Raw genomic sequence first — 17,069 nt, forward strand, 5'->3', positions numbered from 1 at the left:
CGCCGCCCCTACCCGTCCCTCCCCCAGAGGGGGGGACCCCCACTGGGGGCTGCCGCCCCCAGACCCCCGCTTCGGCCCTGAACGGGCCTCGTCCTCAAACTCCCCCAGAGGGGGCCCCCAGACGGGCTGAATATGCCTGGACCTAGTCGGATTCCTGCTCTTCCATGAGCTGGAGCATCTGTTCCGCCTCGGCCCGTCGGGACTGAACCGTTTCTGCCTCCTCCTCGTAGGCCTCGAAGTTCTCGTACGCGATCAGCACCCCGCGCGCGCGTGCCGCCGCCTCCGAGGGGCGGCTCAGGTCCGCCTCCAGCCAGCCGGCGGCCAGTTCGGCGCCGGTGCGGCCGTGCAGGCCCTCCTCGCCGAGGGAGGAGAACACGGCGATCGCCTTCGTCATCTGGGCCAGTGCCGTCTCGAACGCGGCCTCGATCGCGCCGTCCTCGGCGTCCTCGGCGGCGGAGCGGGCCAGCATGTCGCCGAACTGGCGGTGGGTGTGGGCGAGTTCCGCGCCGAGCTGCTCCCGGGACTCCAGCTCCTCCGCCTCGGCCAGAGCCTGCGCGCACTCCCGGACCGCTTCCGCCATCCGCTGCCGGGCCCCGTCGAGGCCCGCCTCCATCCGCAGCGCGAGCCACGCGCGGGCGCGCAGGGCACGCACCAGGCCGTGCACGTTGCCGAGCGAACGCCACAGCTCGCCCGCGCGTTCGTAGGCCTGGTCGGCCTCGGCGGGCAGCCCGGCCTGACCGAGGGACTCGGCGGCGAGGTGGGCGAGCGTCGCGTGGTCCTGCTGCTCGGGCCAGTGCCGCGCGATCTCCGCAGCCCTCAAACGGCGTTCGGCGGACTCACGGTGCTCGCCCAGCTCGCCCAGACAGTCGCCGAGCCACCACAGTGTCTGTACGACCGCTCCGTCGCCGTGCGTCTCGGTGCCGAGGTCGGGCAGCGCCGACTCCAGTACCTCGGCCGCCTCCGCCCACCGGCCCTGCCGCAGCAGGAAACCGCCGAGCAGATGCCGGGCCCAGGCGCCCAGGGTCGGGCCCTCGCCCGCCTCGTCGGCCCAGTGCGCGGCCTCCAGAGCGCGGTCCGCGGCCTCGGAGACCTCGTCGCGCGCGCCGAGGATCTCGGCGAGCTGCAGGTTCAACTGGGCCTGGCCCGCCGCCTCCAGATACGCCCCGCCGTGCTCCAGGGCTCCCCGCAGCGCCCGTTCGGCCCCGGCGGTGTCGCCGAGGTGGTGGGCGAGTCCGGCCAGCCGGGCCTCGTACTCCACCGCGAACCACGGCAGCCCCGCCGCGACGAAGGCCTCCGTGGCCCACCCGAACAGCTCCGCGGCACCCTCCAGATCCCCGGTGCGCGTCGCCAGTTCGCCGAGCATGGCCTGTGCCTCCGCGCCGCGTGAGGCGAGCCGCACATCGTCCCCGGCGTGCCCGTCGACGAGCGCCAGCAGCTCCCGTACGGCGTTCTCGGCGGCGGCCAGGACCTGGTCGGTGCCGTCCTCCTCGACCTGCCGCATGAGGATGCGGGCGCGACCCATCAGGACGGCCGCGGCCTGCCGCACGCCGGTGCTCTCGTCGGAGTAGAGCGCGAGGACCTCCTCGTACGGCTCGGAAACGGCCGTCAGGGCCGCGTCGATGTCGCCCTCCAGGGCGCGTGCGTACGCGGCGCGGGCCCGGGCGGCCAGAGCCTCACCGGGGTCGCCCGCCTCGGCGTACAACTCGGCGGCCCGCTCGAAGAGCGCGATGCCCTCAGGGCCGCCCTCCATGGCCCTGTGATCGACGATCTCCGCCCGGTCGGCCGCCGGTAGGTCCACGCCCTCGGCGGCCCGCCAGACGGCCGCCCACGCCTCCATCGCGTGCGGAAGCAGCCCGTCCGACATCCGGCGCGCGTCGGCGAGCAGCGCGGACAGGTCGCCCGGGGCGTCGGCCGGCTTCTCGACCGCGTCCGGGGTCGCCATGGACTCGGCGGGCGCCCGGCGGGGCGCGGGGACGCCCCTCGCCGCCCGCACGCCCAGCGGCAGCCGGTCCACCAGCGGAGCCTGGGCCATGCGCGCGCGGATGGCTTCGCCGACGTACGACGTGCCGTTGCGCAGGTCGAAGCGCGCGGACAGGGAAAGGGTCTCCTCGCGCGCGTGGACGGCGAGTTCGCGGGCGGTCCAGTCGCGCTCGGCCGGTCCGGGCACCGACTGGGCGCCCATTCCCATGGCGGTCAGCCGGTCCATGAGAAGGGTCACGGCGGCCAGGAAGTCCATCTGGCTGCGGGGCTGTCCGGAGTCCGTGAAGTACGCGGGGCGCTCGGCGAGCAGTTCCAGGCCGCGAGCCTCGTTGCCGGTCAGCGCGCAGAACTCGACGTGGTCCGCGTACGCGCCCCGCATGCTCTCCATGGGCCGCACCAGCCGGAAGCCCCGCAGATGATGCGCGCGGGCCTCGTCCAGGCGGCCCAGGCGCAGCAGCGGGGCCAGCGAGGACGCCAGGACGGTGTGCGGTTCGTGGGCGCAGGTGAACTCGCCCTCCAGGACCGGCCGCCACAGGTCGATCGCCTCGGCGTCCGCGCCCCGCTCGGTCTGCCACCAGCCCTGGCTGTGCAGTTCGCAGGCGTGGCAGTCGGCCATGCTGTCGCGGTCGGCGGACAGCCAGGCGGCGTACGCCCGTTCGGCCCGCGGCAGGTCGCCGACATGCGCGGCCACACTGAACTCGGCGCCGCGCACGGCCCGTTCGGAGTGCCCGGCGAGCCGGTAGCGGTGCTCCATCTCGCCGAGCCACTTCTCGATGGAGGCCAGCGGGATGTGCGGCTGGTCCAGCATGCCCGTGGTCATCCACTTGAAGACCCAGTGCAGCGTGTGGACCTCGTACTCGTCGAATTCCTCGGGCCGCTCGTCCCACATGCGCAGCAGACGCGCGAAGGGGACGAACATCCGGTCCTTCTCGGAGCTGTAGTTGTAGGCCTTCAGCTGGTGCCCGAGCGCCTCGATCACGGCGAGCGGGATGTTCAGTTTCTCGGCCTCGGCCAGCAGCTGCTCCGCGCGCGCGTTGCGGGCCGGTCCCTCCGGCTGCTCCGAGTTCAGCGCCATGGCCTCGCGGAGGGCGTCGAAGTCCTTGATCTCGCTCATCGCCGGCCGTCCTCAGTGGGCTCCGTGGGATCGCTGTGGGTGGCCCACTCCAGGAGGCCGATGAACGCACGGTTCAGCAGTGCGGAGTCCGCGGGCCGCAGCGGGCGCTGCGCCATGAGCAGGGCCTGCCCGTACAGGGACTCCGTGGCGGTGCCGATCAGTTCCCGGTCCTCCAGCGAACTGATCCTCCGGATCAGCGGGTTGAGATGGTTGAGCACCAGCCGCGCGCGCGGGGTGCTGCCCCGCAGCGAGCCGAGGATGCCGGCCCACAGGTCGTCGGCCCGCTCCTCGGCCTCCGCGCGCGCCTGCTCGTGCCGGGCCGCCCGGTCGTCCAGGTGCAGCGCGGGCACCGACAGCGGGTGGAAGGCGCGCAGGACGACATCGCACCCCAGGGGGTCGAGTTTGGCGCGGGCGGCCCCCAGGAAGGCCGCCAGGGCCAGCTCCTCGGCCGGGTCGACCGCGTCCAGGTGGGCGGTCACGGTGTCGGCGTCCAGCTCGGCGACCACGGTCCCCGGCCGCACCGACGGCAGCGCCTCGATCAGCTCACTGTCGTACGTGTAGCCGCCGTTGACGACACCGACGCCCTGCGCGGACGCGATCGGCGCGACCTGCCGGTACTCCTCGACGGTGCGGGTGAAGTGCACCACCGGGTGCCGCTGCGCGAACTCCTCCAGGGACAGCTGCCCGTCGGTCGTCTCGAAGGGGAGCCACGGCAGCATCGTGCGCAGCATCTCCTTGTCGTGCCTGGCCAGCGACTTGACGCCCAGATGGTGCACCGAAAGGAACGCGGCCAGCCGTTCCGGATCACCGGCGGCGAGCCCGGTGAGCCAGGAGCGAATCCTTTCGCCCAGCGCCTCCCGTACGGCGGCCAGCGTCTCGTCCTCGTACAGCGACTCGCGCGAAGCCGTCGGCCGCAGGCTGTCGGTGTCGAGCACGCACCGCACGAAGAACGCCCAGTCGGGCAGCAGTTGTTCGGCCCGCTCGGTGAGCAGCATGCCCTTCAGATGCACCCGGTGACTGGCGCGCTGCGCCGGACTCACCGACGACGGCAGGACGTACGCCACCCCGCGGATCCCCGCGAGCGGCACGTCCAGGTCGATCGAGTCCAGCGGCGTGAACCCGAACAGGTCGTGACAGTGCCGCTGGAGAGCCACCCTCCGGGTGGCGGGCGACGGATACGGGCGGTTCCAGGGCGCCGGCAGATCGGTGACCGCCTCGTCGCCCACCCGCACGTCGTACGGCAGCAGCGACCCGAAGTCCCGCGCCAGCGCCAGCACACGCTCCTCGGTGAGCCACTCGCCGGCCCCGGGCCGCGCCACCAGGTGCACGGTCGTGCCCGGTTCGGGCCGGGCGTCGTCGGCCAGCGTACGCACGGTGTACGAACCGTCGTCCGCGGCCGTCCACTCCACGGGGGGCGCATCCGGCGTACGGGCGCTGCGGCTGACGACCCTGATCCGCTCGGCCACGACGAAACAGGCCAGCAGCCCGATGCCGAACTGGCCGAGGAACTCCGAACGTGCCTCCTGGATGCCGCCCGGATCCGCCCGCTTGGAACTGCGGCCGATGGTCGCGAGAAGGTTGTGCACGTCCGCCTCGGTGAGGCCGACCCCGGAGTCCTCGACCCGCAGGGTGCCGCCCTCCGCGTACAGCCGCACCCGCGCAGGGGCGTCGGGCTGCTCGGCGCGCCGGGCGGTGATCGCGTCCACGGCGTTCTGCAGCAGCTCGCGCAGATAGACCCTGGGGCTGGAGTAGAGGTGATGGGAGAGCAGGTCCACGAGGCCGCGCAGGTCGACCTGGAACGTATGCGGTGACTGGGATGCCTGTGAGGTCTGGGAGTCCATCGTCGCAGCGCCGGAGGGGGGACCAGGTTCTGGCGACGGCGCGGGGTCGGGCGGTACCGGTGAGGCGGTGACCGCGGGGGATGGCCGGGGGCGCGCCATCCTAGGCCCGGAAGGAGCCGTCTGACCAGCGGATTCCCAGTATGTATACGGCAATGTCAGTGGTGTGGTGTGCAATGGATCTCGTGCCCGCACTGGAAGAACCACTGAAACAGCCGCTGAAGTCAGTGCTCGGCCCCGCCACCGCGAAGGTGATGGCCGAGCACCTCGGCCTGCACACCGTCGGCGACCTCCTGCACCACTATCCGCGCAGGTACGAGGAGCGAGGCCAGCTCACCCACCTGGCCGACCTCCCCATGGACGAGCACGTGACGGTGGTCGCCCAGGTGGCCGACGCGCGGCTGCACACCTTCGCGTCCTCCAAGGCCCCCCGGGGCAAGGGCCAGCGCCTGGAAGTCACCATCACGGACGGCAGCGGCCGGCTCCAGCTGGTCTTCTTCGGCCACGGAGTCCACAAACCCCACAAGGACCTCCTCCCGGGCACCCGCGCACTGTTCGCGGGCAAGGCCTCGGTCTTCAACCGCCGTCTCCAGCTGGCCCATCCGGCGTACGAGTTGCTGCACGGCGACACCGACGAGGCGACGGAGGCGGTCGACTCCTGGGCGGGCGCCCTGATCCCGATCTACCCGGCCACCGCGAAACTGGAGTCCTGGAAGATCGCCAAGGCTGTCCAGACGGTCCTCCCGAGTGCCCAGGAGGCCGTCGACCCCCTTCCGGACTCCCTCCGGGAGGGCCGGGGCCTGGCTACCCTCCCCGAAGCCCTCCTGAAGATCCACCGCCCCCACACCAAGGCGGACATCGAGTCCGCCCGCGACCGCCTCAAGTGGGACGAGGCCTTCGTCCTCCAGGTCGCCCTGGCCCGCCGCCGCCACGCGGACGCCCAACTCCCGGCGGTACCCCGCAGACCGTCCCCGGACGGCCTCCTCACCACCTTCGACGCGAAACTCCCCTTCACCCTCACGGAGGGCCAGCAGAAGGTCTCCAAGGAGATCTTCGACGACCTGGCGGCTGAACACCCGATGCACCGGCTGCTGCAGGGAGAGGTCGGAAGCGGCAAGACGATGGTGGCCCTCCGAGCCATGCTCACCGTCGTCGACGCGGGCGGGCAGGCCGCGATGCTCGCGCCCACCGAGGTGCTCGCCCAGCAGCACCACCGGTCGATCACCGAGATGATGGGGGAGTTGGCGGAGGGCGGGATGCTCGGCGGCGCCGACCGGGCCACCAAGGTGGTCCTCCTGACCGGCTCCATGGGCACCGCCGCCCGTCGCCAGGCGCTGCTGGACCTCGTCACCGGTGAGGCGGGGCTCGTGATCGGCACGCACGCGCTGATCGAGGACAAGGTCCAGTTCCACGACCTGGGGCTGGTCGTCGTCGACGAACAGCACCGGTTCGGCGTCGAACAGCGTGACGCCCTGCGCGGCAAGGGCAAACAGCCCCCACACCTGCTCGTCATGACGGCCACGCCGATTCCGCGCACGGTCGCCATGACGGTCTTCGGCGACCTGGAGACGTCGGTCCTGGACCAACTCCCCGCAGGGCGCCTGCCCATCGCCAGCCATGTCGTCCCGGCCGCCGACAAACCCCATTTCCTGGCGCGCGCGTGGGAGCGCGTGCGCGAGGAGGTGGGTAATGGGCATCAGGCGTACGTGGTCTGCCCCCGTATCGGAGACGAGGAGGACGACCCGAAGAAGGCCGGCAAGAAGAAGTCACCCGAGGACGAGGCCGAGAAACGCCCGCCGCTCGCCGTCGTGGAGATGGCGGAACAACTCACCCGGGGCCCTCTCCAGGGGCTGAAGGTCGAGATCCTGCACGGCCGTATGCACCCCGACGACAAGGACGCGGTGATGCGCCGCTTCGCCGCCGGGGATACGGACGTCCTGGTGGCCACCACGGTCATCGAGGTCGGCGTCAACGTGCCCAACGCGACCGTGATGGTGATCATGGACGCCGACCGCTTCGGTGTCTCCCAGCTCCACCAGCTCCGGGGCCGCGTCGGCCGCGGCTCCGCCGCCGGTCTCTGCCTCCTGGTCAGCGAGATGCCCGAGGCGAGCCCCGCCCGCCAGCGTCTCAACTCCGTCGCCGCCACCCTCGACGGCTTCGAACTGTCCCGCATCGACCTCGAACAACGCCGCGAGGGCGATGTCCTGGGCCAGGCCCAGTCCGGCGCCCGCACATCCTTGCGGATGCTCACCGTCATCGACGACGAGGAGATCATCGCGGAGGCGAGGGAGGAGGCGGCGGCCGTGGTCGCCGCAGACCCGGACCTGGACAACCTCCCGGGCCTGCGTACAGCCCTGGACTCGCTACTGGACGAGGAGAGGGAGCAGTACTTGGACAAGGGGTGAGGCACTTTGTCGCCGGGCTTTGGGGCTCGTCCTGAAGGCAGCCCCGCAGGGGCGCCCCAGGGGCGCGGGGAACTGCGCGACAAGCCACAACGAACCCGCACCCGCCGGACAACACAACGCACCCCCACCCCGCCTGCCAAACTGAACCCGCACCCACCCCTCGAATCCGTCGAACAAGGACCCCCAGATGACCCGCGTGATCGCCGGCACAGCCGGCGGACGCCGCCTAGCCGTCCCGCCGGGAACAGGCACGCGCCCCACCTCGGACCGCGCCCGAGAGGGCCTCTTCTCCACCTGGCAGGCCCTCCTCGGCGGCCCCCTGGACGGCGAGCGGGTCCTCGACCTGTACGCCGGATCGGGAGCCGTCGGCCTGGAGGCGCTCAGCCGCGGTGCCGGGCACACCCTGCTCGTGGAGGCCGACGCCCGCGCCGCCCGCATCGTCCGCGAGAACGTGAAGGCGCTCGGGCTGCCCGGCGCCGAGGTCCGGGCGGGCAAGACGGAACAGGTTGTTCAGACGGCTGCCACCCAGCCGTACGACATCGTCTTCCTCGACCCGCCGTACGCCGTTCCGGACGACGATCTTCGGGAGATTCTGCTCACACTCCGGGCCGGGGGCTGGCTCGCGGCCGAAGCCCTCGTCACCGTGGAGCGCAGCACCAGAGGCGGTGAATTCCCGTGGCCGGACGGCTTCGAAGCGCTCCGGTCCCGTCGCTACGGCGAGGGAACGTTTTGGTACGGTCGCGCCGCCTCTACGTGCGAAGACGCACGATGACCGGACCGGAGAGCGAGGGATCACTAGTGCGCCGCGCCGTCTGTCCCGGGTCGTTCGACCCGATCACCAACGGACACCTCGACATCATTTCCCGCGCCTCCCGTCTGTACGACGAGGTCTATGTCGCGGTCATGATCAACAAATCCAAGAAGGGCCTCTTCGAGGTCGACGAACGGATCGACCTGATCCGCCAGGTCACCGCCGAGTTCGGAAACGTCCGGGTCGAGTCCTTCCACGGCCTCCTCGTCGACTTCTGCAAGCAGCGCGACATCCCGGCCATCGTCAAAGGCCTGCGCGCCGTGAGCGACTTCGACTACGAACTCCAGATGGCCCAGATGAACAACGGGCTGTCCGGCGTCGAGACGCTCTTCGTGCCGACCAACCCCACCTACAGTTTCCTCTCCTCGTCGCTCGTCAAGGAGGTCGCCGCCTGGGGCGGGGACGTCTCCCACCTCGTGCCGCCGCTCGTCCTGGAAGCTCTCGACGGGCGCCTCAAGAGGGACTGACGAACCGACTGGCGAACCGACTGACGAAGAACTGGCAAGCAGTCACTCGGTGTCGGTCGGGTCGGCGGAGTCGTACAGTCGACCCGTCCGTCTTCATCACAGCTGTAGAGAGTGGCGAGCACACGGTGGACGTGCAGAAGAAGCTCGACGAGATCGTCTCCTCGGTCTCCAGTGCCCGGTCGATGCCCATGTCGGCCTCGTGCGTGGTCAACCGCGCCGACCTGCTCGCGATGCTGGAAGAGGTGCGCGCGGCTCTGCCCGGCTCCCTCGCGCAGGCGCAGGAGCTGATCGGCGACCGGGACCAGATGGTCGATCAGGCCCGCCAGGAGGCCGACCGGATCATCCGGACCGCGCACGAGGAGCGAGGCTCCCTGATCTCGGACACGGAGGTCGCCCGCCGCTCCCAGAGCGAGGCCGACCGCATCCTCGCCGAGGCCCGCAAGGAGGCCGAGGACGTCCGCGCCGAGGCCGACGACTACGTCGACTCCAAGCTCGCCAACTTCGAGGTCGTCCTCACCAAGACCCTCGGTTCGGTCGGCCGCGGCCGGGAGAAGCTCCTCGGCACCGGCCCCGGCCTCGACGACCAGGGGTACGAGGACGAGGACGCCCCCGAGCGCAGCCACGACCCCGAGACCCTGCGCGTCAACGCCGACAAATACGTCGACGTGAAGCTCGGCGCCTTCGAGGCGGTCCTCGCCAAGACCCTCGAGGCGGTCGGCCGCGGCCGGCAGACCCTGCACGGCCGCATCGCGAGCGACGAGCTCGGCTCCCTCGACCAGGACGACGACGGCACCCCCAGGCAGCACACCAGCGACGCCGACTACCTGGCCGACCTCGCCGACTCCCCGGACTCCCTCGGCGAACAGCCCCAGGTGGCGGAGATCCCGGCCCAGCAGCAGTACGGCCAGCAGGACCAGTACGGCTACCAGCAGCCCGCCGACCCCTACGGCGGCTACCAGCAGGCGTACGCCCCGCAGCAGGACCAGTACGGCTACCAGTCCGCCGACCCGTATGCCTACCAGGCGTACGACGGCTCGCAGGCCGCCTACGACCCTGCCCAGGTCCAGCAGGGATACGCCCAGCCGGAGCAGCAACAGCAGCAGGCGCACGCCCTCGACGAGACCAGCCTCTTCGACACCGGCATGATCAGCGCCGAGCAGCTGCGCGCCTACGAACAGGGGCGCGGCGGGCAGTGAATGCCCGTACAGGGACCGGATTGGGCCGTTGGCGGAAGGTCCAGTATCCTGGCTCTTCGGTCGCGTGTACCTCTGCGATCACCGCTGCCCGGAAGACGAGCAGCCGAGCATCGAAGATCGAAAGCAGGAATGGCTCTGAACGCCCGCCTCGACCACCGCAACCCTCTCGTGTTCGACACGCACGAACTGGGTCGGCGTCCTGGCGCGCTGCAGCGCCTGACCCGCGAGATCGACGCTCCCAAGGATCTCGGGATCCAGGGAGTCATCGGAGTGCCGGAAGGTACGCCGATGGTGCTCAAACTCCGCCTGGAGTCGGTCATGGAAGGTGTGCTTGTCACAGGCACCGCCCGTGCACGGGCCAAGGGGGAGTGCGTAAGGTGTCTGGAGCCGCTCGAGCAGGAGCTCACAGCGGACTTCCAGGAGATGTTCTCGTACCCTGACGCCGACGACCGGGGCCGCGTAAAGGCGGAGCCGGCCGACGACGCCGAGGACGACGAGGACGTGCTCTTCATCGAGGACGGCTTGTTCGACCTCGAATCCGTACTGCGTGATGCGGTGGTGCTCGCACTGCCGATGCAGCCGGTGTGCCAGGAAGACTGTCCCGGTCTGTGCTCCGAGTGTGGAGCGCGACTGGCTGACGACCCGGAACACCACCATGACGCCGTCGACATTCGTTGGGCGGCACTGCAGGGACTCGTAGGTTCACTCGAACCCGGCGAGAAGGACGAGATCAGCGACGCCGAAGCGAAAGCCGGCGTCGACGAGAAGCAGGAGAAGTAGCCGTGGCTGTTCCGAAGCGGAAGATGTCGCGCAGCAACACGCGCCACCGCCGGTCGCAGTGGAAGGCTGCGGTCCCCACCCTGGTTGCGTGCGAGCGCTGCCACGAGCCCAAGCTGCAGCACATCGCGTGCCCGTCTTGCGGCACTTACAACAAGCGCCAGGTCCTCGAGGTCTGAGCGGCCGGTGAGAGGCTCAATGTCTGACGCCCAGGCGGACTCGACCGCCAAGAAAAAGGCGGACACAGCCTTCTCCCACACGCTTCTGGAAGGGCGGCTCGGCTACCAGCTTGAGTCCGCCCTTCTGGTGCGTGCGCTGACCCATCGTTCGTACGCGTACGAGAACGGCGGTCTGCCCACCAACGAGCGGTTGGAGTTCCTCGGGGACTCCGTGCTCGGTCTGGTGGTCACGGACACGCTGTATCGCACCCACCCCGACCTCCCAGAAGGCCAGTTGGCCAAGCTGCGGGCCGCGGTGGTCAACTCTCGTGCGCTCGCGGAGGTGGGCCGTGGGCTCGAACTCGGCTCCTTCATCCGGCTCGGCCGGGGTGAAGAGGGCACGGGCGGGCGGGACAAGGCGTCCATCCTCGCCGACACCCTTGAAGCGGTGATCGGCGCTGTCTATCTCGACCAGGGTCTCGACGCGGCGGGCGAACTCGTCCACCGTCTCTTCGACCCGCTGATCGAGAAATCCTCGAACCTCGGTGCCGGCCTGGACTGGAAGACCAGTCTCCAGGAGCTCACCGCGACCGAAGGGCTCGGCGTGCCCGAGTACCTGGTCACGGAGACCGGCCCGGACCACGAGAAGACCTTCACTGCTGCCGCCCGCGTCGGAGGCGTCTCGTACGGCACCGGCACCGGCCGCAGCAAGAAGGAGGCGGAGCAGCAGGCCGCGGAATCGGCCTGGCGTTCCATCCGTGCGGATGCGGATGAACGTGCGAAGGTCGCTGCCGCGGAGGCGGTGGCTGTGGCCGCGGCTGAGGCTGCGGTGCCTGTACCTGAGCCTGTTGAGGATGACGCTGAGGCGTCTTCCTCCACGTCTGCCTGAAGTTGCGTGCACCAGTGCCTGTCCCTGGCGGGACGGGCACTGGTGTTTTTCGGTTGTTCTTTGGCCGCGGGTCCGTTGGTGCTTGTCGCGCAGTTCCCCGCGCCCCTAACAACAGGGGGTTTCCATGCCCGAGTTGCCTGAAGTCGAGGTTGTACGGCGGGGACTGGCTCGGTGGGTTGCTCAACGGACCGTTGCTGACGCCGAGGTGTTGCATCCTCGGGCCGTGCGGCGGCATGTTGCCGGGGGCGATGACTTCGCGCATCGGCTCAAAGGGCATCGCATCGGCACGCCCAGCCGGCGTGGGAAGTATCTGTGGCTGCCGTTGGAGGACACCGGGCAGTCCGTGCTCGCGCATCTCGGGATGAGTGGGCAGCTTCTGGTGCAGCCGCACGAGGCCACCGATGAGAAGCATCTTCGTATTCGCGTCCGCTTCGCCGACGACCTGGCCACCGAGCTGCGCTTCGTCGACCAACGCACTTTCGGTGGGCTGTCGTTGCACGACAACACTCCCGACGGGCTGCCCGACGTCATCGCCCACATCGCGCGCGATCCCCTCGACCCGCTGTTCGACGACGAGGCCTTCCATCAGGCGCTGCGCCGGAAGCGTACGACCATCAAACGGGCCCTGCTCGACCAGTCGTTGATCAGTGGCGTGGGCAACATCTACGCGGACGAGGCCCTTTGGCGCTCCCGCGTGCACTACGAACGTCCGACCTCGGGCTTCACCCGCCCGCACACAGCCGAACTCCTGGGCCACGTACGGGACGTGATGAACGCCGCGCTGGACGTGGGCGGCACGAGTTTCGACAGTCTGTACGTCAACGTCAATGGCGAATCGGGATACTTCGACCGCTCGCTCGACGCGTACGGACGCGAGGGGCTGCCCTGCAAGCGCTGTGCGACGCCGATGTTCCGTCGCCCCTGGATGAACCGGTCCAGCTACTTCTGCCCGAAGTGCCAGCGGGCGCCGCGCGTTTCGGCGTAGACAGGGCGGGTTCTACCGGCGAGGGGCGCGTGCCTCGTCGTACTTCTCGCGTGCTGCCAGTACGGAGTCCATTCGCCCCTCCACGAAGTGGATGAGAGTCAGCAGCCGTTCGGCGACCTCGCGGCCCAGAGTCGTCAGCTCGTAGTCCACGCGGGGCGGGTTCGTCGGCTGGGCCTCGCGGTGGACCAGGCCGTCGCGCTCCAGGGCCTGGAGGGTCTGGGAGAGCATTTTCTCGCTCACACCGTCGACGCGGCGGCGCAGCTCGTTGAAGCGGAGCGAGCCCTCCTGCAGGGCGCCGAGTGTGAGCGCGCCCCAACGACCCGTGACGTGCTCCAGCGTGCCGCGCGACGGACAGGCCTTGGCGAACACGTCGTAGGGGAGGGGCTGCTCCTCCGTGGCGTTCATCATGAACCCAGCGTACGCGAGCGCAGCGCTTACCTGAAGATTGCGCTAACCAGTAGTTAGTGCAAGCTTCAGGTGGCCCGGACATCTGTGCTGGTCAGTAGCCGAAGTCCTGCGTCCACCAAGGGCCGCCCGTGCCGAGGTGGACGCCCACTCCCAGGGTCTTGAAGTCGCAGTTCAGGATGTTCGCCTTGTGACCGGGGCTGTTCATCCAGGCCTCCATCACCGCGGCCGCGTCGGCCTGGCCCCGGGCGATGTTCTCGCCGCCGAGGCTGGTGATGCCGGCCTTGTCCGCCCGGTCCCAGGGCGAGAGACCGTCGGGGTCGGTGTGGTCGAAGAAGTCCCGGGCGGCCATGTCCTCGCTGAACGCCTCCGCCAGGTCCCGCAGCGCGCTGTTCGCGGACACCGCGCTGCAGCCGACCTTCGCCCGCTCCTCGTTGACGAGCTGGAGCACCTCCGCCTCGGCGGCGGCCTGCGCGGACACCGTGATGGGGGCGGAGGTCTGCTGCCTCGACGTCTCCTTCGTCTGTGTCGGAGTGGGTGACGGAGTCGTCTTCGGTGCCTCGCTGGGCGTGACCGCCGACTTCTTCGGCGGGGCCTTGGTCGTCGGGGCGGCCGACGCGGTCGACTGCGAGGGGGACGGCGAGGAGGGTGACGTGTCGCGGTCCGCGTCGCGGCTCGTCGACGTACCGCTGTCGCGGTCCTCGTCGGCGTTGCCGGATGTGCCGCCCTGCTGGGTCTCGGCATTCGTCGGGGAGTCCGCGGCCTGCACCTTGTCGCCGCTGCTGCTTCCACCGACCGTGTACTTGTCACCGCCGGGCAGTACGCCCGTGGCGACTGCGACGGTACCCAGGGCGACCGCTGCGGAGACGCCCAGCAGGCCCGTACGAACCGGCCGGGACGACCGCTTCTTGCGGCGCCGACGGGTGCCACCGTTCCCGGGTCCGGCGAAGGGGCCGTCGCCGTTCATCGTCGTGTGGGCGCCCGTGGCGTCCGGGGCGAAGAGGTAGGCGTCGCTCGTCGCATATGCGTCGGAGTGCGCCTCGGGGTTCAGATACGAGGCGATGCCCACCGTGGTGGGCGCGTCCTCCCACAGCGTGCTGTACGCGGTGTGAGGGGTGTGTGGGACAGCGGGGTCGTACGGTCCGTGGCCGGATCCATAACCTCCCGTGTCCGAATCGTATGTTTCCGTGACCCCCGTGGCGCGACCTGTGGTGGCGCTTCCGGCGGCGGAGCGTCGGTGGCGTCCCATGTTTTGGCCTTCCTCGTCCTTGCGGTCAGGATTACTCACTCGAACGAGTGAGTTTCATATGAGATTCGTTGGGTGGGGACGGTACCCCATGGCGCAAGTGGAGGAAGTGCTCAGAGAGACATTGGCCCGTTAGCGTGCATCCATGAACGAGGATGTACGACTGGTCGCCTGGGTGCGCGGACGCGTCCAGGGCGTGGGTTTCCGCTGGTTCACGCGGGCCAGGGCGCTGGAGATCGGCGGGCTGAGTGGTTTTGCTCTCAATTTGGACGATGGACGTGTGCAAGTGGTCGCGGAAGGCACGCGTCAGGGCTGCGAAGGACTGCTCGACTGGCTGCGCGGTGACGACACGCCCGGCCGCGTGGACGGCGTCACCGAGATCTGGGACACACCTCGCCGGATCTATGACGGGTTCGCCATCCGCTGAGGCGGTTCTGTGAAGCGGCCCGGGCGGCACTCCGTAGGCATGCCGCGACATGCCGCGCGCGCCTGTCCACGGTGGAAACTGCCTGGTGGTTGCCAAGAAGGGCAGGTCGTGGCAGGCTCCGCAGAAAACGCTTGTCGCCAGGCCCTCGGGCCCCGCCGGAGTCGCCGCGCCGCCCGCCAGAGGCCGCGTGCCCCGTGCCGCCCGCCAATACAGGGCGTGATCGTGTTGACCGTCAAACTTTTTGGTGAGACTCTGAAAGCCCCGCGCACCTTAGCTGTTTGGCATGTAAGAACGGCAGCAAAAACCCGAGCAAGAGCAGCACAGTGCCAAGCATCGCGGGTGCGATTCCCTCACGACCCACACCGCTTCGGTCGGTCACTCAGTGTGGAGGACCATCCATCATGGCAAAGGCGCTTCTCGGTTACGTCGGCGGCTCTGACCCGCGACTCCTCGCCGAGATGCGACGGCTCCAGCAGCGCGTACAGGACCTGGAATCCGAACTCGGACGCATCCAGGCCGAGAACGACGAGCTGACGGCTGCCGCTTCTCACGATTCGCTTCTCGAGAGCATCGACGCACGCCAGGCAGAGCCCGCGCTCACCTGATCACTGCATCCGTAACGCATTGCATCAGCACCGCGCATCGCACCAGGCACCCAGTGGTCGAGCTGTTGGTATCAACCGCTGAGCTGTCGGAGTTTGGCCAGAGTATTGCAAGGGACGCTTCGGCGTCCCTTCTTTATTTCCCCGTGCTGCCCGTCTGCGCCCCCATGGTCCAGAGTGGTTGCTTCCCGAAGGTGTCCACTCTCTTTAACGTCTGATGTGCCCTGCACGTTCATCGGTGAAACCGCCGGGGGGTATCCAGGGGTTCATCATGTGACATACCGGCGGAAGGTAGAGTCCAGCGGCGTGCACCTCAAGGCCCTGACCCTCCGAGGGTTCAAGTCGTTCGCCTCGGCGACCACGCTCCGGTTCGAACCGGGCATCACGTGTGTCGTGGGGCCCAACGGATCGGGCAAGTCCAATGTCGTGGACGCGCTCAGCTGGGTCATGGGCGAGCAGGGCGCCAAGTCGCTGCGCGGCGGCAAGATGGAGGACGTCATCTTCGCCGGCACCACCGGGCGCCCGCCGCTCGGCCGCGCCGAGGTGTCCCTCACCATCGACAACTCCGACGGCGCGCTGCCCATCGAGTACGCCGAGGTCACCATCACGCGGATCATGTTCCGCAACGGCGGCAGCGAGTATCAGATCAACGGCGACACCTGTCGGCTGCTGGACATCCAGGAGCTGCTGTCCGACTCCGGCATCGGCCGCGAGATGCACGTCATCGTCGGCCAGGGCCAGCTGGACTCCGTACTGCACGCCGATCCGATGGGCCGCCGCGCCTTCATCGAGGAGGCGGCGGGCGTACTGAAGCACCGCAAGCGCAAGGAGAAGGCGCTGCGCAAGCTGGACGCGATGCAGGCGAACCTCGCCCGCGTCCAGGACCTCACCGACGAACTGCGGCGCCAGCTGAAGCCGCTGGGACGGCAGGCGGCGGTCGCGCGCCGGGCCGCGGTCATCCAGGCGGACCTGCGCGACGCCCGGCTCCGGCTCCTCGCCGACGATCTCGTACGACTGCGGGGGGCCCTCCAGACGGAGGTCGCGGACGAGGCCGCGCTCAAGGAACGCAAGGACGCGGCGGAGGCCGAGCTGAGGAAGGCCCTCCAGCGCGAGGCGCTGCTGGAGGACGAGGTACGGCAGCTCACGCCACGCCTCCAGCGCGCGCAGCAGACCTGGTACGAGCTGTCCCAGCTCGCCGAACGGGTGCGCGGAACCGTCTCCCTGGCCGACGCGCGCGTGAAGAGCGCCACCTCCGCCCCCGACGATGAGCGGCGCGGACGTGAGCCCGAGGACATGGAGCGCGAGGCCGCGCGCATCCGTGAGCAGGAGGCCGAGCTGGAAGCGGCGCTGGAGGCGGCCGAACACGCGCTGGAGGACACGGTCGAGCACCGGGCCGAGCTGGAGCGCGGACTCGCGGTCGAAGAGCGGCGCCTGAAGGACGTGGCCCGCGCGATCGCCGACCGCCGCGAGGGCCTGGCCCGGCTGAACGGCCAGGTCAACGCCGCCCGGTCGCGTGCGGCGAGCGCCCAGGCCGAGATCGACCGGCTCGCCGCCGCCCGCGACGAGGCGCGGGAACGGGCGGTCGCGGCCCAGGAGGAGTACGAGACCCTGCAGGCCGAGGTGGACGGCCTCGACGCGGGCGACGCGGACCTGGCGGAGCGGCACGACACGGCGAAGGCCGCCCTCGCCGACGCGGAAGCGGCCCTCACCGCGGCCCGTGAGGCGGCCACGGCGGCGGAACGCCGGCGCGCCGCCACCCAGGCCCGCCA

14 protein-coding genes and 1 pseudogene are annotated in these 17,069 nt (G+C 69.9%); 11 read left to right on the plus strand and 4 right to left on the minus strand.

The window, feature by feature from the left end:
* Nucleotides 1-142: 142 nt before the first annotated feature.
* The gene (locus G3I56_RS40840) at nucleotides 143-3,094 is read right to left on the minus strand and encodes a tetratricopeptide repeat protein (protein ID WP_164418304.1); all 2,952 of its coding nucleotides are present in this window, start codon (nucleotides 3,092-3,094) and stop codon (nucleotides 143-145) included.
* Complete coding sequence (locus G3I56_RS40845; RefSeq protein WP_164418306.1) at nucleotides 3,091-4,935, minus strand: HSP90 family protein; 1,845 nt, start codon at nucleotides 4,933-4,935, stop codon at nucleotides 3,091-3,093. The genes G3I56_RS40840 and G3I56_RS40845 overlap by 4 nt, the downstream gene beginning before the upstream one ends.
* A 173-nt stretch (nucleotides 4,936-5,108) precedes the next feature.
* On the opposite strand from G3I56_RS40845, the gene recG reads away from it, so the two are divergent.
* The 8 genes and pseudogenes from recG to mutM all read left to right on the plus strand — a co-directional run bounded on the left by recG (nucleotide 5,109) and on the right by mutM (nucleotide 12,620).
* Nucleotides 5,109-7,337, plus strand: coding sequence for an ATP-dependent DNA helicase RecG (gene recG, locus G3I56_RS40850; protein ID WP_164418308.1), 2,229 nt, complete (start codon nucleotides 5,109-5,111; stop codon nucleotides 7,335-7,337).
* 184 nt (nucleotides 7,338-7,521) lie between these two features.
* A pseudogene (rsmD, locus tag G3I56_RS40855) lies at nucleotides 7,522-8,109 on the plus strand (16S rRNA (guanine(966)-N(2))-methyltransferase RsmD); the annotation flags it as partial.
* Nucleotides 8,110-8,135: 26 nt separating this feature from the next.
* A complete protein-coding gene (gene coaD / locus G3I56_RS40860) occupies nucleotides 8,136-8,615 on the plus strand; it encodes a pantetheine-phosphate adenylyltransferase (protein ID WP_343240210.1) in 480 nt (159 codons plus the stop codon).
* Nucleotides 8,616-8,740: 125 nt separating this feature from the next.
* A complete protein-coding gene (locus G3I56_RS40865) occupies nucleotides 8,741-9,811 on the plus strand; it encodes an ATP synthase F0 subunit B (RefSeq protein ID WP_164418312.1) in 1,071 nt (356 codons plus the stop codon).
* A 129-nt stretch (nucleotides 9,812-9,940) separates the two neighbouring features.
* The gene (locus tag G3I56_RS40870) at nucleotides 9,941-10,591 is read left to right on the plus strand and encodes a DUF177 domain-containing protein (RefSeq protein ID WP_164418314.1); all 651 of its coding nucleotides are present in this window, start codon (nucleotides 9,941-9,943) and stop codon (nucleotides 10,589-10,591) included.
* A gap of 2 nt (nucleotides 10,592-10,593) precedes the next feature.
* Nucleotides 10,594-10,767 carry a 50S ribosomal protein L32 gene (rpmF, locus tag G3I56_RS40875; RefSeq protein WP_007493396.1) on the plus strand — a complete coding sequence of 58 codons (174 nt, stop codon included), beginning with the start codon at nucleotides 10,594-10,596 and terminating at the stop codon, nucleotides 10,765-10,767.
* A 7-nt stretch (nucleotides 10,768-10,774) separates the two neighbouring features.
* Nucleotides 10,775-11,635: a ribonuclease III gene (rnc, locus tag G3I56_RS40880; protein ID WP_343240209.1), complete on the plus strand. Its 861-nt coding sequence runs from the start codon at nucleotides 10,775-10,777 to the stop codon at nucleotides 11,633-11,635.
* A 124-nt stretch (nucleotides 11,636-11,759) separates the two neighbouring features.
* Nucleotides 11,760-12,620, plus strand: a complete 861-nt coding sequence (mutM, locus tag G3I56_RS40885; protein WP_164418318.1) for a bifunctional DNA-formamidopyrimidine glycosylase/DNA-(apurinic or apyrimidinic site) lyase — start codon at nucleotides 11,760-11,762, stop codon at nucleotides 12,618-12,620.
* 12 nt (nucleotides 12,621-12,632) lie between these two features.
* Here mutM and G3I56_RS40890 read toward each other — a convergent pair whose 3' ends face one another.
* Nucleotides 12,633-13,025 (minus strand): helix-turn-helix domain-containing protein, encoded by a 393-nt coding sequence (locus G3I56_RS40890; protein ID WP_164418324.1) that lies wholly within the window; start codon nucleotides 13,023-13,025, stop codon nucleotides 12,633-12,635.
* 94 nt (nucleotides 13,026-13,119) lie between these two features.
* Nucleotides 13,120-14,274, minus strand: a complete 1,155-nt coding sequence (locus tag G3I56_RS40895; protein ID WP_164418320.1) for a CAP domain-containing protein — start codon at nucleotides 14,272-14,274, stop codon at nucleotides 13,120-13,122.
* 142 nt (nucleotides 14,275-14,416) lie between these two features.
* Between G3I56_RS40895 and G3I56_RS40900 the strand changes: the two genes are divergently transcribed.
* From G3I56_RS40900 to G3I56_RS40910, 3 genes are all read left to right on the plus strand, one after another.
* Nucleotides 14,417-14,698, plus strand: coding sequence for an acylphosphatase (locus G3I56_RS40900; protein ID WP_006375439.1), 282 nt, complete (start codon nucleotides 14,417-14,419; stop codon nucleotides 14,696-14,698).
* Nucleotides 14,699-15,099: 401 nt separating this feature from the next.
* Entirely contained in the window at nucleotides 15,100-15,303 is a 204-nt protein-coding gene (locus tag G3I56_RS40905; RefSeq protein WP_006375438.1) for a hypothetical protein, read from the plus strand.
* Between the two features lie 303 nt (nucleotides 15,304-15,606).
* Nucleotides 15,607-17,069 (plus strand): AAA family ATPase (locus G3I56_RS40910; protein WP_164418322.1); only part of this gene is annotated, 1,463 nt, incomplete at its 3' end.

It is taken from the genome of Streptomyces sp. SID12488 (assembly GCF_010548275.1).
Lineage (GTDB): Bacteria > Actinomycetota > Actinomycetes > Streptomycetales > Streptomycetaceae > Streptomyces.